General features: G+C 42.4%; 20 protein-coding genes. 9 read left to right on the top strand and 11 right to left on the bottom strand.

Going from position 1 to position 16,795, the window contains the following annotated elements; all coding sequences use genetic code 11:
• Positions 1 to 468: Tn3 family transposase (locus tag PAV_RS29390; RefSeq protein WP_005552052.1), on the top strand; the 468-nt coding region annotated here is incomplete at its 5' end.
• Between the two features lie 35 nt (positions 469 to 503).
• Positions 504 to 917: a hypothetical protein gene (locus tag PAV_RS29385; protein WP_005552025.1), complete on the top strand. Its 414-nt coding sequence runs from the start codon at positions 504 to 506 to the stop codon at positions 915 to 917.
• A 324-nt stretch (positions 918 to 1,241) separates the two neighbouring features.
• Here the strand turns inward: PAV_RS29385 and PAV_RS29380 are convergent, their stop codons facing one another.
• Both PAV_RS29380 and PAV_RS32890 read right to left on the bottom strand, forming a co-directional pair.
• Entirely contained in the window at positions 1,242 to 3,671 is a 2,430-nt protein-coding gene (locus PAV_RS29380; RefSeq protein ID WP_005552050.1) for a CARDB domain-containing protein, read from the bottom strand.
• Positions 3,672 to 3,683: 12 nt separating this feature from the next.
• Positions 3,684 to 4,571 (bottom strand): copper amine oxidase N-terminal domain-containing protein, encoded by an 888-nt coding sequence (locus PAV_RS32890; RefSeq protein ID WP_005552048.1) that lies wholly within the window; start codon positions 4,569 to 4,571, stop codon positions 3,684 to 3,686.
• A 435-nt stretch (positions 4,572 to 5,006) separates the two neighbouring features.
• On the opposite strand from PAV_RS32890, the gene PAV_RS29370 reads away from it, so the two are divergent.
• Positions 5,007 to 5,216, top strand: coding sequence for a hypothetical protein (locus PAV_RS29370; RefSeq protein WP_005552046.1), 210 nt, complete (start codon positions 5,007 to 5,009; stop codon positions 5,214 to 5,216).
• Positions 5,217 to 5,257: 41 nt separating this feature from the next.
• Here PAV_RS29370 and PAV_RS29365 read toward each other — a convergent pair whose 3' ends face one another.
• Complete coding sequence (locus PAV_RS29365) at positions 5,258 to 5,620, bottom strand: hypothetical protein (RefSeq protein ID WP_005552045.1); 363 nt, start codon at positions 5,618 to 5,620, stop codon at positions 5,258 to 5,260.
• A gap of 231 nt (positions 5,621 to 5,851) precedes the next feature.
• On the opposite strand from PAV_RS29365, the gene PAV_RS29360 reads away from it, so the two are divergent.
• The 4 genes from PAV_RS29360 (at position 5,852) to PAV_RS35045 (ending at position 8,202) form a co-directional block, all read left to right on the top strand.
• Positions 5,852 to 6,052 (top strand): hypothetical protein, encoded by a 201-nt coding sequence (locus PAV_RS29360; protein ID WP_005552044.1) that lies wholly within the window; start codon positions 5,852 to 5,854, stop codon positions 6,050 to 6,052.
• 283 nt (positions 6,053 to 6,335) lie between these two features.
• Entirely contained in the window at positions 6,336 to 6,554 is a 219-nt protein-coding gene (locus tag PAV_RS29355; RefSeq protein WP_005552043.1) for a helix-turn-helix domain-containing protein, read from the top strand.
• A 136-nt stretch (positions 6,555 to 6,690) separates the two neighbouring features.
• Positions 6,691 to 7,644: an IS200/IS605 family element RNA-guided endonuclease TnpB gene (tnpB, locus tag PAV_RS29350; RefSeq protein ID WP_005552042.1), complete on the top strand. Its 954-nt coding sequence runs from the start codon at positions 6,691 to 6,693 to the stop codon at positions 7,642 to 7,644.
• Between the two features lie 390 nt (positions 7,645 to 8,034).
• Positions 8,035 to 8,202: a putative holin-like toxin gene (locus tag PAV_RS35045; protein WP_167549052.1), complete on the top strand. Its 168-nt coding sequence runs from the start codon at positions 8,035 to 8,037 to the stop codon at positions 8,200 to 8,202.
• 336 nt (positions 8,203 to 8,538) lie between these two features.
• Here PAV_RS35045 and PAV_RS29345 read toward each other — a convergent pair whose 3' ends face one another.
• The 4 genes from PAV_RS29345 to PAV_RS29330 all read right to left on the bottom strand — a co-directional run bounded on the left by PAV_RS29345 (position 8,539) and on the right by PAV_RS29330 (position 12,206).
• On the bottom strand, positions 8,539 to 9,225 hold the full coding sequence (locus tag PAV_RS29345) for a hypothetical protein (protein ID WP_157267381.1): 687 nt from the start codon (positions 9,223 to 9,225) through the stop codon (positions 8,539 to 8,541).
• Positions 9,226 to 9,330: 105 nt separating this feature from the next.
• Positions 9,331 to 9,570: a hypothetical protein gene (locus PAV_RS29340; RefSeq protein WP_005552039.1), complete on the bottom strand. Its 240-nt coding sequence runs from the start codon at positions 9,568 to 9,570 to the stop codon at positions 9,331 to 9,333.
• A gap of 276 nt (positions 9,571 to 9,846) precedes the next feature.
• Positions 9,847 to 10,395 (bottom strand): hypothetical protein, encoded by a 549-nt coding sequence (locus PAV_RS29335; RefSeq protein ID WP_005552037.1) that lies wholly within the window; start codon positions 10,393 to 10,395, stop codon positions 9,847 to 9,849.
• A 995-nt stretch (positions 10,396 to 11,390) separates the two neighbouring features.
• Positions 11,391 to 12,206, bottom strand: coding sequence for a replication initiator protein A (locus tag PAV_RS29330; RefSeq protein ID WP_005552034.1), 816 nt, complete (start codon positions 12,204 to 12,206; stop codon positions 11,391 to 11,393).
• Positions 12,207 to 12,570: 364 nt separating this feature from the next.
• Here PAV_RS29330 and PAV_RS29325 point away from each other — a divergent pair, with 364 nt between their 5' ends.
• On the top strand, positions 12,571 to 13,611 hold the full coding sequence (locus PAV_RS29325) for a hypothetical protein (protein WP_005552033.1): 1,041 nt from the start codon (positions 12,571 to 12,573) through the stop codon (positions 13,609 to 13,611).
• Positions 13,612 to 13,833: 222 nt separating this feature from the next.
• On the opposite strand, the gene PAV_RS29320 is transcribed toward PAV_RS29325, so the two are convergent.
• From PAV_RS29320 to PAV_RS29305, 4 genes are read right to left on the bottom strand one after another with little or no spacing between them, the layout of a single operon-like run.
• Positions 13,834 to 14,562, bottom strand: a complete 729-nt coding sequence (locus PAV_RS29320) for a restriction endonuclease (protein WP_005552032.1) — start codon at positions 14,560 to 14,562, stop codon at positions 13,834 to 13,836.
• Positions 14,562 to 14,978: a hypothetical protein gene (locus PAV_RS29315; RefSeq protein WP_005552031.1), complete on the bottom strand. Its 417-nt coding sequence runs from the start codon at positions 14,976 to 14,978 to the stop codon at positions 14,562 to 14,564. The genes PAV_RS29320 and PAV_RS29315 overlap by 1 nt, the downstream gene beginning before the upstream one ends.
• 6 nt (positions 14,979 to 14,984) lie before the next feature.
• A complete protein-coding gene (locus tag PAV_RS29310) occupies positions 14,985 to 15,266 on the bottom strand; it encodes a type II toxin-antitoxin system RelE family toxin (RefSeq protein ID WP_005552030.1) in 282 nt (93 codons plus the stop codon).
• Complete coding sequence (locus tag PAV_RS29305; RefSeq protein WP_005552028.1) at positions 15,266 to 15,616, bottom strand: AbrB/MazE/SpoVT family DNA-binding domain-containing protein; 351 nt, start codon at positions 15,614 to 15,616, stop codon at positions 15,266 to 15,268. Before PAV_RS29305 ends, PAV_RS29310 begins: the two co-directional genes overlap by 1 nt.
• Before the next feature lie 322 nt (positions 15,617 to 15,938).
• On the opposite strand from PAV_RS29305, the gene PAV_RS29300 reads away from it, so the two are divergent.
• Positions 15,939 to 16,793: a tyrosine-type recombinase/integrase gene (locus PAV_RS29300; protein WP_005552027.1), complete on the top strand. Its 855-nt coding sequence runs from the start codon at positions 15,939 to 15,941 to the stop codon at positions 16,791 to 16,793.
• Positions 16,794 to 16,795 lie beyond the last annotated feature (2 nt).

Genomic DNA, 16,795 nt, shown 5'->3' with positions numbered 1-16,795 from the left:
ATGGGGAAACTCGGATCTTATGCTCGTCAAAACCGTTTAGCAACCGCACTCCGGGAAATGGGACGTATCGAAAAAACCATTTTCATCCTGGACTACATTTCAAGCGAAGCGCTGCGGCGGAAGATCAACCGGGGTTTGAATAAAGGAGAGGCAATGAACGCATTGGCCAGAGCGATCTTTTTTGGCAAACACGGCGAGCTGCGTGAACGCGCTCTGCAAGATCAGCTCCAACGGGCCAGTGCATTAAATATCCTCATCAATGCAATCAGTGTATGGAATACGGTTTATTTGACACAGGCAACGGAATATAGAAAGAGCCATAAGCAATTGAATGAAGAATTGTTGAAGCATATTTCCCCTCTTGGCTGGGAACATATTAATTTCTTAGGCGAATACAAATTTGATCTAAAACAAATCGCAGCTCTAAAGGGATTACGGCCTCTTAAACAGGGTTCGACCGAAGAATAGGGTGCTTTACAGAGAAAAAGTGAGGTGATTAAATCATGCTCGACTACGAAAAAGTGAAATGGATGATTCAACGTAAAAAGCGTCTGCATTACACCGATCCACGTTTTCAGGACGACTCGAATGATATTTGCAACGCATTAACGAGGGATATGAGTGAGACAATGGCTTTTCTTGAGTCATGCACCGACGAAGAGATAAATCTATTGTCCGATGAATTATTCGACGTTATTGATGCCTTTTATGAGGCGGATCAAGGAGGCGGCGGTCAATTTGTCAGCTTTCTCAAAATGCTTGCAGATAGCCGCCCAAACATGGAAATTGAGGATGAAATTCAAGGAATTGTTGAAACCTTGGACGAGCTGGCGAATAACCTTCCCGTCAATAAAGAAGATTTCCTTACCAGTGCGGAAGCAAAGAAGCAATTCGGGTTAAAAGTCGATCTCCCTTAATGCTTGCACAAAACAAGCCGGATTTCCTTAGCGTACGGAATTTCCGGCTTGTTTGAATAAATTTTCGCTTAGCGTACGTTTTCCGCGTTTTGTTGGCGGTACCCCAAGTACAAAAAAATATTTAACGGGGTGATTGAAAATGAAAAAAGCCTTGATCTCGTTGACTTTAGCGTTAGGACTTCTTAGTGTTGTTGTTACACCAGCAATTGAACCGGCCGCATTTTCTACTAACAACCATGGTTGGGGAACCAGGACTTAATCAGCCCCATAATGGCATAAATAAAAGAACCCTCCAAAACTTTGAATTTTGGAGGGTTCTTTTATTTAACTGTCCTTCCGAAGATTCTGCACGTCATCGTACATGCTTCCATAAATCCATACGAATACGGTCTTGCAAACCGTTATACCGGTTGCTCCTGCAGGGCCGGATTCAATCTCAACTCGGTACTTGCCGTCTGGCGCTTTATAGTCCGTAAAATACTTACGGTACTTAAAGGTTTTGCCTGTAACCGAGTCCTTATGAGAGACAACCGGAAGCTCGAATGTAGCCTGTTTTCCGTTGTCGCTCGTCTTCTCCAGCGTAACAGTCGTTACATACTTGTTATTGCTATCGTAGATACGCGCTGTGGCCGTCTGTACGCCCTTGTATTGCGTTCCAAATGGCTTGGCTGTGTTTTCGTATCCCTTCGGTACTTTCATCTCCCAGTCGCTGCTGTAGCTCGTCGTAACCTTCAGCTCGAAACCATAGCCCGCCCGGGTGATCTCATTTGCATTTAAAAACTTCTCTTTGGCATACGGGATGATCTCCCAGCTGCCACGGCTCTCACGATCACTTTCTTTAGGACGCTTTGGATCCGTGGCTATGCCTTGCTTTGTTTCTACCTTGGCATCGATCGTTAGGCTTTCCGAATACTGCACGTTACGTGTTTCCCAGTTTGGATCGGAATAGTCCGTATAGGATTCTTTGCTTGTATGTTTTTTTCCATCACTATCTGTCCAGCTGTACGTACGCGTTTTTGTTGGGTAACCAGTGATCAAGTGATACGTAACTGACCAGTTCCCTGTCTTGTTCGTCTGATTGACGCACTTACCATCTCCGGTATTACCACCGCCGCCATTTACGGACACGGTGCAACCAGTAGTGGCCACGTTATTTGTTCGGTCTTTGTCCTGGCTTTCGGCCAACGGGTCTACATGAACACTTATTGAATGTACCCCTGTCGTCGCTGGCTGATAGCTGAATCCTCCAACCTCGATCGTTTTGTTCGCTGGCATGTCCTTCTTCAGCTCATGGATCTGCTTGCCGTTAGCATAGAAGCGAATCCGGACATTGTTTTGAGCTGAAGGCCCGAGATTTTTTACCGACGCAGTAACGGTCGTTTTCCCTCCAACCTTCAGCGAATTAGGGTTGGCCGTAACGGAGAATGCGATTAGGTCATGTTCTGCACCTTTGATCTCGTGCTGCCATTCTCCCTTGATTTCGTTATTCTTATACGCTTCTTCCGGAGCTTCCAGAGCGCGTTTCGGATGACTTGGATTGTTTACAATGCCGGTTGCCTTAATCGTATACTTCCCTGGCTTAGTGCCAAGGTCGATTTTCCCCAGCATGACGCTATATGTTGATTTAGGCTGCAGCGTGTCCGGTAATTCCTTATACATCATCGGCAGTTCAAATTCTGCAGTACCTGCGCCGCCAACCTTCACTTTAGCGGTCATCGGCATTCCGTCCGGATTCACAAGTTGATCGCGCTGCACAGGCTGGCCGTCATAACGGAACTTCATCCAGAGCTGGCCACCATCTGTTAACGTTAAGCTAGTCGGTACGAAGTCGGCATTTTCTACTTTGTCCGTTCCGGATAGCTTTGCCGGCACGATCACCGTCTGGCCGTATCCGTCATCGATGATAAAATCAACCTCAGCATCTTTCTTCGTGCCTATTAGGTAGGCTATCTGATTAGATTCCATGATGACCGGCATAGATGGCTTGTATGTACCCACATTGTCGGTTTTGATGGCCGTTATCTTGGCTTCATCCTTCCCGAACCAACCGCCCTTCGGAACAGCAATTACACGAATTTCCCGATGCGTGAAGCCGCTGGCTTTATAGTTAACAACCATCTTACTGCCTATGTTCTTTACGGTCAGTTCCGGGAACGGAACTCGCGTATACAACGCCTGGCGTTCTGTCTCGCTTATCTTCTTGGTACTATCGAAGGCAATCCCTAGCCGTTGCACAATTCCGGATGTCCGAAGGAATTCGGTATCATCTACCACATAATAAAAATCATTTCCTGAATTAAACGTAGGATCATTAGCAGTAGCTTTAAAATGTTCTCTCAAATGTTCCCACTGCTTCGGCTGAAGAGTGGACTTATATGGGGCGTAGATAGCCTGTAAAAGTTCATCTAAAGCAGCTTCAGACTTATACACTAAGCCGAATCCATTTTCTTTATCAAAATTATCGTCTTCCCGTTTCTTCTTGATGTTAAAGACATCGTAGTTCGAAATTGTTGATTCCTTACCATCTGCAAATTTGAAAATTCCCGTCCATCGTTTAAGCTCCCAGGGACGGTCAGCATTGGTCATGAATGTTGGGATAAACCCTCTCAAGCTCTTGCCTGTCTTATCATAGTTCCATCCTGTATAGCTTGAAGCCATTGACTTCTCTGTAGAATTAGAAGCTCCTACCGGAGTCGTCAAAATTGTGCTGCAGGCTACCATAATAGCCAAAAGAGTGCATAATGCCTTTTTCATCTGCCTCACCCCTTATTTAAATTGCTTTACAACGGATGAAAGGGGGCTAGCAGTCCGTTTAGCATCTAAATTATGCGATACAATGGCATCTCCACTTACATCATTAAATTCGCCTTTTAAGTTTTTATGGTCGGGGGAAACGTAAACTGCATAAGACTCTACGGTGCTGTCATCATGGCTATAAGCAAAGATTAAATATCCCTTCTCACCGAGCTTGTAACGATATTCTTTTCCTGGAACCAATTCAGTAGATTTCCCCCACTCTTCATAAGACGCACTCGCCCATTTTAAGTTAGGTACTGTGAAAACAAGTTCCCCGTTATCGACGCGCATATTGTTTTTAAACAAGTATGGTGCGAATTTATTATATTTTGGGTCTAGAGCAAAGGAATCAAATGTTTTATTCCCCTTCTCCGGTTGCTTCTCTTCACCCTTACCGCCTGGAGCCTTCGCGTATGCAATGTTCACTGTTGTCCATCCGTTTTCTTTCTTAGGTGTGACCGTAGCGCCCATTTGCTCAGATACGAAGCGCAGCGGAACCATTACCCGATTACTGACCTCCATAGCCGGCGCATCGATGCTTTGCTTCACACCATTAACGACTGCAACCTTTTGCCCGCGTGACAGCTCGATTTTCTTACCGGCTGCCGTCTTCACGGTGACGGTTTTTGTCTTGTTGTTCCATTCGATCTTTTCGCCCAGGGCTTGGCTGACAAAACGAATTGGGACATATGTACGGCTGTTGGCCACATCGATAAACGGCTTAACGTCCGACTTAATCACATTTTCATTCACTTTCACCCTCACGTTGTAGTCGTACTTCGCAGCAGCTCCTGCAGGCGAGATGCTTAATGCCATTAACGCCGTTGCAATCGCAATAGCAATTGTTTTCTGTTTCATAGTTCTGACCTCCTAATAATGTTCTTAAATAGTGTAATTTACCTAGTCCGATTAAGGTAGGTATATATATCCATTATACCACATTGTGCTTAATAGGTGTTTATTAACTGTCAATTAAACAGCATATTGACACACAGTATTTTGTATTGTATATTTATCCCATGAGCTATGCTGGTTTGGTAGAAGCCCCTACCTCTCCAGCTGAATAAGGGGCTTGGTAGTTGGTCGCTGCCATTCCCTTCGACCTTTGCCAACTGTAGCTTACATGCTCTACCCATGTGTTTTATGGGAAGTGATCAGTGCTGGTAACACTATTCACTTCGGTAAAGGCTAAAGCTGGGGAATCATCCCACCTCGACTCGATCATAATAAAAAAGGACTTCTCTATCCCCATAGAGAAGTCTTTTTTATTGGGGTCTAGGAGGTGCCATTTTGATGTCAGACGAAAATAATCTGGTTCGATTTCATATAAAAATTAGCCCAGAGGTTTACGCTTACTATAAGGAGCGCAGCAATAAAACCGGTGTTAGCATGTCATCGCTAATGTTCCTTGCATTAGAAAAGAACGCTAGAGATGAAATGGGACTGCAAGAAAAGTTTGAACAAGAGATGTCCAAAGTTATAAGCCAACAAAAAGAGGTATAGCCTGGTATCATTCCCGGCTATACCTCTTCTTTTTCATCATCCTAAAATTCTTTTTTCGAACTAGAGAAATGAGCTGCAGCTACAGGCCGCAGTTCCTCGTATACCTGTCTTTCAGAAACTCCATATTGCTTCGCTAGTAAATTCAGAATGCCGGTTAAAACAATAGATATGTCCATACCTGTACGTCCGTTCATTTTGGCCAGTCGTTCTTCTGCGTTTGTAATCCGGTGTTCCAATCTGTGAAGAATCTGACTGTCGGCCAACAATATACTTTGTGTTTCTTGTGCAATCCAATGCTCGATTGCTTGCCGATATTCTTCCGCTAACGATCGGCTATTTTTCATCTTTACCAGCTGCTTCATTCGTTCGTGTAAATGATCGTCAATACGCTGCATAGATCCCATGTAGACACCCTTTCCCCTTGGTATTCGTGCTATAATCTACCATTGTATACATTTCCATTATATAATGTAGACACGATAAACCCAAGTGCGGAGCGCTTTTACAAGGTGATGTAGTCACCTTTATATCCTGCACTACCCACTTTTGTGGGTCGCGCCTTAACCGCTTTTAGCGGTTTACGGTTCTCATTCGCAGCTGCTTTCGCCGCTGCTCTCCAAGGAGTGAATACGACGATGGAAAAGATGATGACCTGGAAGCAGCTCGATGAAATCGGCCGCCAAGCTTTCGCATATGCTACAGAAAAAGCGCGAGCTGCAGGTACTCCGTATTATTATCGCGAGGAAGGCGACGAGTTCATCACGCGAGTTAATCCGGATGGATCCACGGCCAAAATCATGCTCGATGAGAACGGCCGTGAATATCAAGTAGATTAGGCCAAGTTGATTTCTTGCTACAGCTGCGCTATGCTATCGACACTGACGGAATTACGGCTGCTGGATGATTCGGAGTCGTAATTGCAAAAAGCCCAAGGATGAAAATCCCTGGGCTTTTTTGCGCTGCAATATAGGTTCAAAAACCAAAAGTAATACAAATGTATTACTTTTAAAAATGCTGCCAATACAAAGTAATACATTTGTATTACACTATTTCGATAAAGTTTAACTATCTGTTGTCAGAATTCCCCTGTCTTTATACAGAAAGGAGATAAAATTTGCTGTGCTGAAAGCCTATAAGTATCGCATTTATCCAACAGGCGAACAGCAGTATTACTTTGCGAAAGTGTTCGGTTGTGTTCGATTTATCTACAACAAAATGCTTGCGGATAAAATCGAGCATTACAAGAAGACTCAAACTTTGCTCAAAAATACGCCTGCTCAATATGGGGTACCGCCAACAAAACGCGGAAAACGTACGCTAAGGGGAAAAATCCAGTAACATCGCTGATTTTCCGTACGCTAAGGAATGCAGCACAAAGTCAATTGTGTTGTATTAGTCCGGGTATTCATGCGGAACCGTTCCCTCTAACGCAACACAATTTAGACGTTCTCGGCTGGATCACGATGCAACACAATTGTTAGCGTACGATTTTCGCGTTTTGCTGTCTCTACCCCAATATAAGAAAGAATTCGAATGGCTGAAAGAAGTCGATAGCCTTGCACTGGCCAATGCTCAATTGAACTTGGATAAGGCGTATAAGAATTTCTTCCGTGACAAGACCATTGGCTTCCCAAGCTTCAAGAATAAGAAGAAGAATAACCACAGTTATACAACGAATAATCAGAACGGCACGATTAGCGTAGAAGATGGCTACCTCAAACTTCCTAAGCTGAAAAACAGAATAAAAATCAAACTGCACCGTCAACTCGTTGGGCTGATCAAGTCATGCACCATATCCCAAACACTGTCTGGAAAATATTACGTGTCCTTACTGGTGGAGACGGATATTCAGCCTATGCCGAAACTTGATAGTAAGATCGGCGTTGATCTAGGGTTGAAGTCTTTCGCTATCACCTCCGATGGCGAAATTATCGATAATCCTAAGCATCTCCGTAAGTCAGAAAAGAGATTAGCGAAACTGCAAAAGGACTTATCACGCAAAAAGAAGGGAAGCACTAACCGCAATAAGGCTAGAATGAAAGTCGCCATATTGCACGAGAAAATAGCAAATCAGCGTCAGGACTTCTTGCATAAAAAATCTTCCAAGATGATTAGCGAAAACCAAGTCATTGTCTTAGAAGACCTTCGTGTAAAGAACATGATGCAAAACCATAAGCTTGCTAAAGCGATAAGTGAAGTATCTTGGAGTATGTTTCGCTCCATGCTTGAGTACAAAGCAGCATGGTTCGGTCGCGATCTGATTATCGCACCGAAAAATTACGCCAGCAGTCAATTGTGCTCGTGTTGCGGCTACAAAAATGCAGACGTGAAGAATCTTGGTTTGCGTCAATGGACTTGTCCAAGCTGTAATGTACATCATGATCGGGATTTGAACGCAGCCAAAAATCTACTGAAACTTGCATTGTAAATGCAACTTTTGGGGCTAGGAGCTAGCCTTTGAGCTTGGGTAAACTTGGGGTAGTAGCTCCATTGACCAAGAAGCCACCATCTCTTAAGTGGGGGTAGTTCACCGGCGTGTAATACATTTGTATTACTTTGTTTCGAAAGAAAAGAATGCAAATCATCATGCCATGTACACATCAACGAACTATATGCTATGATAGATATCCATATCAGCATCTCCGATGGTCTGCACAACCACGGGGATTTTTTTATTTCTCTACTAGTTTTTTTGCACTATCCTAAGTGAAAACGCTGTCAAAACAACTTTCTACCGAGATATGCTATACTATAAATTGGAATGAGTTGAACGGCCATATGGGTGGTGGCCACCTCCAGAAAAAAGGAGGTGAGGCCAGTGACAGTATTTGAAGCTTTGTCTGTAATGTTCCTCTTTGGAATGTTTATTCTGGCGCTGCTGACATACATTCACACCAGTAAAAAAAGTAGGACCGCTCCCGGGCAAGGTAAGCGGTCCTCTCGTGTAGAGATTGATTTATTTATCCGGAGCAGCCCCTACCCATAAGCAGTGAACTTACTCCATTTCAAAGCCGTAAGCAGTTGGAGCTGCTTACGGCTCTTTTTATTATTGCCATTACATTTGGAAAACACACAAATTCACAATGTAGTTACCTATATAACAATATAACACTGTTTCATTTTTTTGTGAAACATCGTTCACACCTCCATACGAAAACTTTCATCTCTGTATGTCGGTTTGAAACTCCACCCTTTTCAATACACCTCTGGCCTTAGTAGTTCAACTCCACCATTTAGAGAGCATTTCTACACCTAGCACCCTTATCTCCCTAACGTTAAAGGGAAAATAAAAAGCCCAGAAATAATTCCTGGGCTCACTTAATTACGGGTTAGCTACTGTATTAGATCCGTTAAAGTGCTTTCTATAGTAATCTGAACCACTTTTTGATTCACTAAATGACCAACCTACCTGTACCATTTCATAAAGGAATAAACCAAGTTCCGCTGACTTACTTGTAGTTGTGTCAACCTTTGCTTCTGCATATCCACTATAAGATAATTGAAGAGTACCAGTCGATTGTATTGATCCTTTGGCAAAGTTTTTAACAACAGTGAACGATCCGGAATAAGGAGCTATATACCCTGTATCGTCATATACCTTTTTAAAACGACTACTATAGGAATTCCCAAACCTAAACTGCTCTACTTGAACAAGTACTCCAACTTTAACCTTAACCCCTGCACCAATATCAACATTCGATGAATATTCTGCATCAAATGTCCGGTACGTGTCATCTCCGAGTAATTTAGGAGTGTTTTGCTCAGATTCGGAAAACTCCGCTCTCACTTGAGTAATACTTTTTCCAGTAAGTTCAGCGTAACGAGCATAAAATTCATCTCGACTTAATCTAGTAAGTTCTGAACTTTCTACATCGACATTACCTGATTGCCTAACCAATGGTGCGAATGTTGTACTAGAGAGATCAGCAGCTGCAGCAGGAGCAACATTACTAAACATAAAGGAAGCGCTTAGTAATGCAGACAAAAGCAGCAAATATGTTTTTCTCAATTTTCACACACCCTTTCGTGGCATTATATTCCACTTCACGTTATATGTATTCTACAACGGATGAAAATTACCTTTTTTATATCATTATCCTAAGAATCATTAATTTTAAAGCTCCATATCCATAATCCATTTTCCTTCAATGAATGAAATGACTTCTTCGGTCGATGATACATAATCCATATCCAAGCAAATCATGAGCGCATACTTCCCAACTTTGAATTCTCCTTCGGTCACTCGATGGACTTCGTACCGATCATCCATACCAGCTGCTACTCCACCGAACGTCACGTTATCTCCTACATCCATCTGGCGGATTGTCTCTTTCTGCACATCGTTTAATATCACGCATCCCAACTCCCAATGATAAATTACCTATGATCGAACGAACTGAAGCCGTCAAGGGTCGCGCTAGCGACCACTCCTGGTGGCTTGCCCTTGACGAGCGGATCATTGGCCAACCCTTTTACGCCTTCCCGAACCCCTGCGTTCGGGAAGCTGCCGCCCGGCGAGGGTAATTACTTAGTGTGTTATTATCACACATTGTCACACATAACAATTTTTCATGTTGTGTGACAATAACACACAATGGGAAAATCCTTTGTCCGTGCCCGTTCTCGTCTCTCATTTCCAGAACTTCCACCAAGGCGAACGTCTGCCATGAGTCTCCATTCGAGATAGCAGCACATCTAGCTTTTCATCTGTCGAATCTTTCGCCATGCGGATTTGCTCTGCTACATCGTTCACTTGATTATGCAGCTGCTCTGTGGCCGCCGCGACCTCGCTTTTCACCCGTGCATCTATCACATTATCAATCCGGTTATTTAGCGACTGAATAGCAAGCATAACCGCATCGAGCTGTTCTTTCACTTCGACAAAATTGGTACTATCTGGCATAGCAGCAATGGGCATGTAGTGGTTATCTGGATTGGTTTTATACCGCTCTGCAATTGATCTTATACCGTCATCATACTGGACGCCACGAGATAGCAGTTCCACCAAAGCACGAAACATAACTAGGTCGTGTTCGGTAAAAGCTCTCCAATCATTATCGCCCTTCTTAAATTCATAACCGGCATCTTCTAAACTCCTGGCATACTTGTTCACTGTAGAACGTCCGATATCCAGGATGTCGGCCACCTGCTGCGTACTGTACACATGACCTACCCACATCAATCCATCACCCCTAACCTGACAACACCTTACCTAATACCCAGCACATACTACCCCTACCCCATACTTCTCAACCAACCATTCCACCTAAACCAAAACTAATCAACCTCTCATATACATCCAACCATAACCAACCTATCCTAAAACCCTTCCACATTCATTCCCATAATCCTTTCACTTCTTCGCTTCTTCATTTCTACCAATCAACCCCTACTAACCTACACTTACTCCATCCCACTTCAACACTCTACTCTATATCTAAACACTTACATTTCTCTCCCTACACCCGCCCTAAACTACAAACACCACAACACTCAATCAATCATCAATCAAATTACTTTCCCTGCTCTATTCCGTACGTTGCTATTTATCTGTCGTCCTAAAGCATATGTTCACGGCTAAAATGCATTTTCGAGCCGTGAACATATGCTTTAGGACTTGCCGCTTGCGGCAAAGGGATTTTAGCCGTTCGGAATTGGTAAAATCCCTAGTAAAATCAAGGGTTTCGGACGATTAAGGGCGGGTGTAGGGATGACTGTACACCTGAATTTATACCTTGATTTTAGATGTCCCTTACCCCGTCCCTTGGGTAGGCCCCCTCTGGCACCAAGGAAAGTAGGGGGTAAGGGATGGGGTAAAGTATTATCAAAAGGACGTTTATTTTTACCTGATTATCGTAATCTTTTGTTAGAACTAAGCTCTTTCATTCACATTGAGAATGCGAAAAAGTACAAATCAAACAAAGGCCCATTTATATGGGATCCGCCTATAGGCGGTCAAGGGCTATAGCCCTTCCTTTAGGTTTAAATGGTTTTGAATGGCTTCTAGGGCTTCTGTATGCCATTTTGATAGGCTTTTAGATACAGGTAATACATTTACATTATGTACGACTGAAAACGCCTTATATGCGCCTTAGAATCGTTATACGGCGGTTATATGCTTGATTCGTTTATATTCTTTTTCGAGACATCATGTATTTGATCGCCGCTAGGCGATTATTTCCTAACGGATTGTAGCTTTAAAGCATCTTTGTAACATGTGTGGAAGAAACCTTCAGGATTATCAATATCTATCTTCATACTCACGCCATTACTAGCTTTGAGGTCGTAATAACATGCACGATCAAAGTAAAGACGAGCAGCCAAAGAAACAGCGTCCGGATTAAGCCGATTGCTAAATTGTTTAATTAGCATCAAAAAGATGCTGATGACCTGACTATCAGATAACGGTAATCCTTTCAGGAAGCAATGTTTAGGTATTTCCTCTCTCAATATCTCATAAACTTCTTTTTGAACGGCATCAGTGGCAGTTTCTGTAGTTGCTGAAATTTCTTTTTGTGCCTTCATACATTCATTCATATATTCAGTATTACTAATATCAGTATCACTAGAGTCCTTTTTTGGGACTGGTAAGCAGTCCTTTTTTGGTACCAGTCCCTTTTTGGGACTGGTCTCTTCAGAACCCATTTCTGGTTTCAAAACATAAAGACGATCAGCCAATCCGTTTCCCATACTTTTAGCGATAAGAAGCCCATATTCAATGAGAATCTTTTTATATCGAATAACGGTTTTACGATCCATTTCGATGAGATCGGCCAGCTCATCGATAGAGTAAAGGAAGTAGATAAATCCTTCTTCGTCTGCCCAATCATTTTTGATACTTAAATCTTGGCGATCACGAAGAATCGCATACATAGCCTTTGCCCCAATATGTAATCCCTTGTATCTCTCATTTTGGAAAAGCGACTTTGGCAACTGATAAAAACGGGTCTGTTCATAATCCTCTTTTCGATGGCGTCTATCTTGGCTCATATAAAAAATCCCTCCGTTGGAGGGGTAGACGTAACCATTTTCAGTTGCTAAAATGAAGATACAACTAAAAAAGGGTATACGTACCCCTTATCTATGTGAACGAAGAGCGCCATCAGCCGGCCAAAGCGATGGGCGCTTTTTTCGTTCTTGGAAATAATTCTAGCACTCCCTATGAGTCTAGTAAATGTTTTCATGCAGAAAGGCCCTTTAATTTTCGGGGCCTTTTTCGTTTTTACGACGGCATGCATCGCTTGACCGTTGGTAAATTTATGCATATATTAGGAATATGTGTTTATTACATCACTAACCAGATCGACAATCTTCTAGTAAATACACAAGAATAATCCAAATGGAGGCAGGTAACATGGAGCGTCAAAATCCGCCCCACAAGGAAGCCTATTCTTTGTTGGAAGAAACCCAAAATATAAAGCTCGTATTTGAAGTTGGGGAGCGTTTATTCGCGGAAGGGAAACGTAAGGAATCTTTGCCGTATTATGAATGTGTCGTTCAGAATGAAGCAAATGATAGTTTATCCAATTATTATTTTGCTTTAAGTGTGTACCGAATATTTATACTTAAAAACTCGCTAGATGCTAGAGAGAACTTACGAGCTGCAATACAATTTGAGCCAGTTATAAATAAACTTCCTGAGCATTACCAGCTTGACGCGATTCTCAAAATGCTCCGAATCTACTTTACGTTGCATATGTGGGATGAAGTCAGTCAATTTGCAGACAAATTACATACCGTTGCGAGTCGGATATATCACGATCAGCAACAAAAACGAGCTCATCAACTCGAAGTTGAATTAGCTGCTGAATTGCCACTGGTTTATTATTACGGGTTTAGCTACTTAGCTAAATCAACGGCTCTACAAAAACAAGGCGATTACCAATCTGCAAAAGAGTTTGTTACCAAATACGCTGAGTTGGGATGGTTCAATGATCTGGACGAAGCCGGTTATGAAGAGGTAGAACGGTTCCGCCTTTATGCTAAAGCCAATTCGTACACGTTAGATTTGCTATCGGGCAAAACGGAAGTTCTTCCGGATTATGTAGATTTCTTGGAATCGAATCCGGAGGAAATACTACCAGGAATGGTGACGATCATGGAATCGGCCAACCTCCATGACATGCCTGTAGATGACGTTCTAGCTAAATTTTCGAAACAAGTCCACGAATTTAGAGATTTTGAGGATCATATAAATAAAACACATACTTTCACTTTCTTGTACCAGCTAGCTATCTACTGCTTAAAGAAGTCAGATTACCAAAATGGATTAGAAAATACTTTACAGTCATTGGAATTGTCTCATATGCTTAACAATGACAGTGACTTTAAAAAATGTACCGCATTGTTCGAAAAATTCAGGGATTTTGCATCGCTCAGACAACAAGAGAAGTAGGGGTACCGCCAACAAAACGCGGAAAACGTACGCTAAGGAAAAATAAAGTCAGCATTGCATGAAAATGCGTACGCTAAGACACTTTGAAATAAATCTGCTTCAAGCTATAATAAGTTTAGAAACGTTACATCACTGGGCGAATGCGATAGCTCAATGATTTATGCAAAAGAAGCAACCCCACTGCTTTGCGAGGGCCGGTGGAATTGCTTCTTTTTCCGCTTTTTAAGATGATACAGCCTTCATGTTTCTGCACTTTGGAAATGTGCTACAACCATAGAATTCCCCTTTAGGACCTTTTCTCAGAACCATAGGATTTCCGCAGCGGTTACACATTTGAGATTGGGTAGGATTTTCTTGAATGACTTGCTTTGGGTTCGGAACAGATCCAGGATTCATTTTCAAAATCATCTCCACAAGCTCGTCGCGGCCAATTAATCGAACGCCATTGGATTTGGCCAAGTTGCGAGCAGCTTCGGTATAATCGCGATTGGATAATACCCATGCCTCCGATGCCCCATAGTAATTTTGGGAACTGTGAACCTGCTGAACGGCTTCAATCCCAATACTCTTGCTGTGACGCTTTGCTTGTACGACAATCTTTTTTCCGGCCTTCTCAAGCACCAAATCGGCTCCATAGTCACCGGCTGCGCGAGTAACTTTTACTGCATATCCTTGTGACTTGAACAAGTAGCCAAGATAATGTTCAAATTGTCTGCCGTCCATTTGATCGATATCGGCTATTCCCGACTTTTTTAGGCGTTCAATATGATTTAACTGGCGAATAACCATGATGGTAATTACAATGGCGACCAGGACAACGGCGACAATGATAGAAGCGTTCAATGACTTCGTAAGATAGTAGGTTCCAAAGAATCCTCCAAAGCCAAATAATCCGAATAATGCTTTTAATAATTCTTCCTGTTGTTTAGCCTTACTTTTTCGCCTGGCCATCAGAACTCATCCTCCTGATCCAGCAGGTTTTTGAATTCACGGCTTTCGTGCATTTTTTCATTGATAACGAATTCGATAAAGTCCTTTACAGCTTCAATATTCATTTTCTTTTCCATCGAAGGATCTAGCCAGTAGGATTTCATCATGGCACCTATCCGGTCGATAAGGGTTATGTAAGTCTTGTCTCGAATGTATGGATCGTCTTCCTCTTGAAACTTGAAGTCAAACGAACCAATAAGATCGAGGGCCGCGCGCAACTTCAAATCATTGCCGCCAAACACTTCACTTTCGCCCTGAATGATGATTTTTAAATCCTTACCGCTGTCCTCTGGAAAGCGAGATCCGCAAATCGTTACCGGCTTGTCCAAATCAATTCCTAATGTCTCTAACATAGTTTTGTTATCAGAAGTGGCCATAAACCTCTATCTCCTCCGCTTTAGCTCATCGTAAAAATTTTCTCTGGTGCCGATCATGAAGACTTTTACCTCGATGTGTTCCTCGTAAATTTGATACGCAATGCGGTAACCGATTCCCAAGTGTGTAAAAGACCATTTTTTCAAATGCGATAAGTCACCGTGGAGTGGTTCACCGGCATGAGGGTTTTCTGCAATATCATCTAATATACCGAGAACAATCTTAATGATCGGCTTATCCAGCCGTTTCAAATCTTTTTTGGCTTGGTTTGTGACATGTAATTGGTACATTATAGGTAGCCCTCGTCTTTTAGCTCTTTTTTTAAGTCTTGCAGCGAAGTGAACTCCCCCTGTTCATGCTGCTGCTCGGATTCCTTGACGACCTTCATAAGAGCCTTGGCGAGTTCTTGCTTGCGTTCAGGAATTTTTTCTGCAAAGTCTTCTTCGGAGTACCCTTCGTTAATCAGATCCCGTTTAATCAAATCCTCCAGATCGTCCAGCAAATCTTTTTTAAACAAGATCAATCGACCTTGTTTATCGATGTCAATTTTCAGGTTGTCGCGAGGGTTGATATTAAACTTATCACGAAGCTCTTTGGGTATCGTAATTTGTCCGCGTTCATTTACTTGAATGTCGAACATCCCGGTTCATCCTTTCATCATTCAGTATTCTGAATTCATACTTTTATTATAACACAATATACAGGACCATACACTTCAAAATCAAATTTTTTACAGGCGCTGGATCGACTACAACACAATATAAATTGTGTTGTATACGAGTCTAGTAGATGGTACAATCAGGATATCCTATGCAACACAATTTATAGAAATTGCTATGATTTCTTATGCAACACAATTTATTCGGATAACGATGAGGGGATGTTTTGATTATGGTAACAGGAATAAAATCCCAATACGTTAAAGCAATAAAGACAATCGAGCAAGTGGGTAGTTATGAAGCATGAGCAGGATCGATGCGTTTTCCGCCTACCTTAAAGCGAAAGGAAAAAGCCAAAACACGATTAAAGGATATGTTCTGAATATAAATCAATATTTCAAATGGTTTGAAGAATCGTTCGGTCAAGAATGTGTGGCTCTGTATCGGCAAAACGTGCTTGATTACATGAGCTACTTGAAGAACATCAAGTTGAATAACGCCAAGACCATCAATCACAAACTTAGCAGTCTACGCAGCTATAATGACTTTCTGATCTCCTCGGGCATCCAGAACGACGTGGTGATCCAGAAAACGGATATGATCAAAGTACAGACAGAATATACTTCCCCCACGCAGGTTACGGAGTTGGAAGTAAAACAGTTTGTGCAAAAAGTACTTGAAAGCAAAAACAAACGAAATTATGCGATTGTCACGCTCCTCGCCTATACGGGAATGCGTATTTCCGAAGCCCTTTCCATCTGGCTAAGTGACTTTAATTTGCAGACCGGCGAGTGCATCATCCGGAATGGAAAAGGCGAAAAGCAAAGAACTGTTCTTATGAACACCAAAATTATCAATGCTCTACGCGACTACTTAAAGGATCGCATCCGGTACAGCGTGGCGGAAAATTCCAAGTTCTTATTCGTAAGCAAGAAAAACGATAATCTGAACCGAACGGTAGTCAATCGCATCTTTCAGCAGTACAGCCCTAAAATTACGCCGCATCAGCTACGACATTTCTTTTGTACCAATGCAATTGAAAAAGGGTTAAGCATTCATGAAGTCGCAAATCAAGCTGGTCACTCCAATATCAACACGACTCTGCTCTACACGAATCCGGATAAAGCCAAGCTGAAACGCAAAATGGAACTTTTATAACG

The organism is Paenibacillus alvei DSM 29, assembly GCF_000293805.1.
GTDB lineage: Bacteria > Bacillota > Bacilli > Paenibacillales > Paenibacillaceae > Paenibacillus_B > Paenibacillus_B alvei.
The sequence above is the reverse complement of the archived record's forward strand: the minus strand, read 5'-3'. Positions and strand labels throughout refer to the sequence as shown.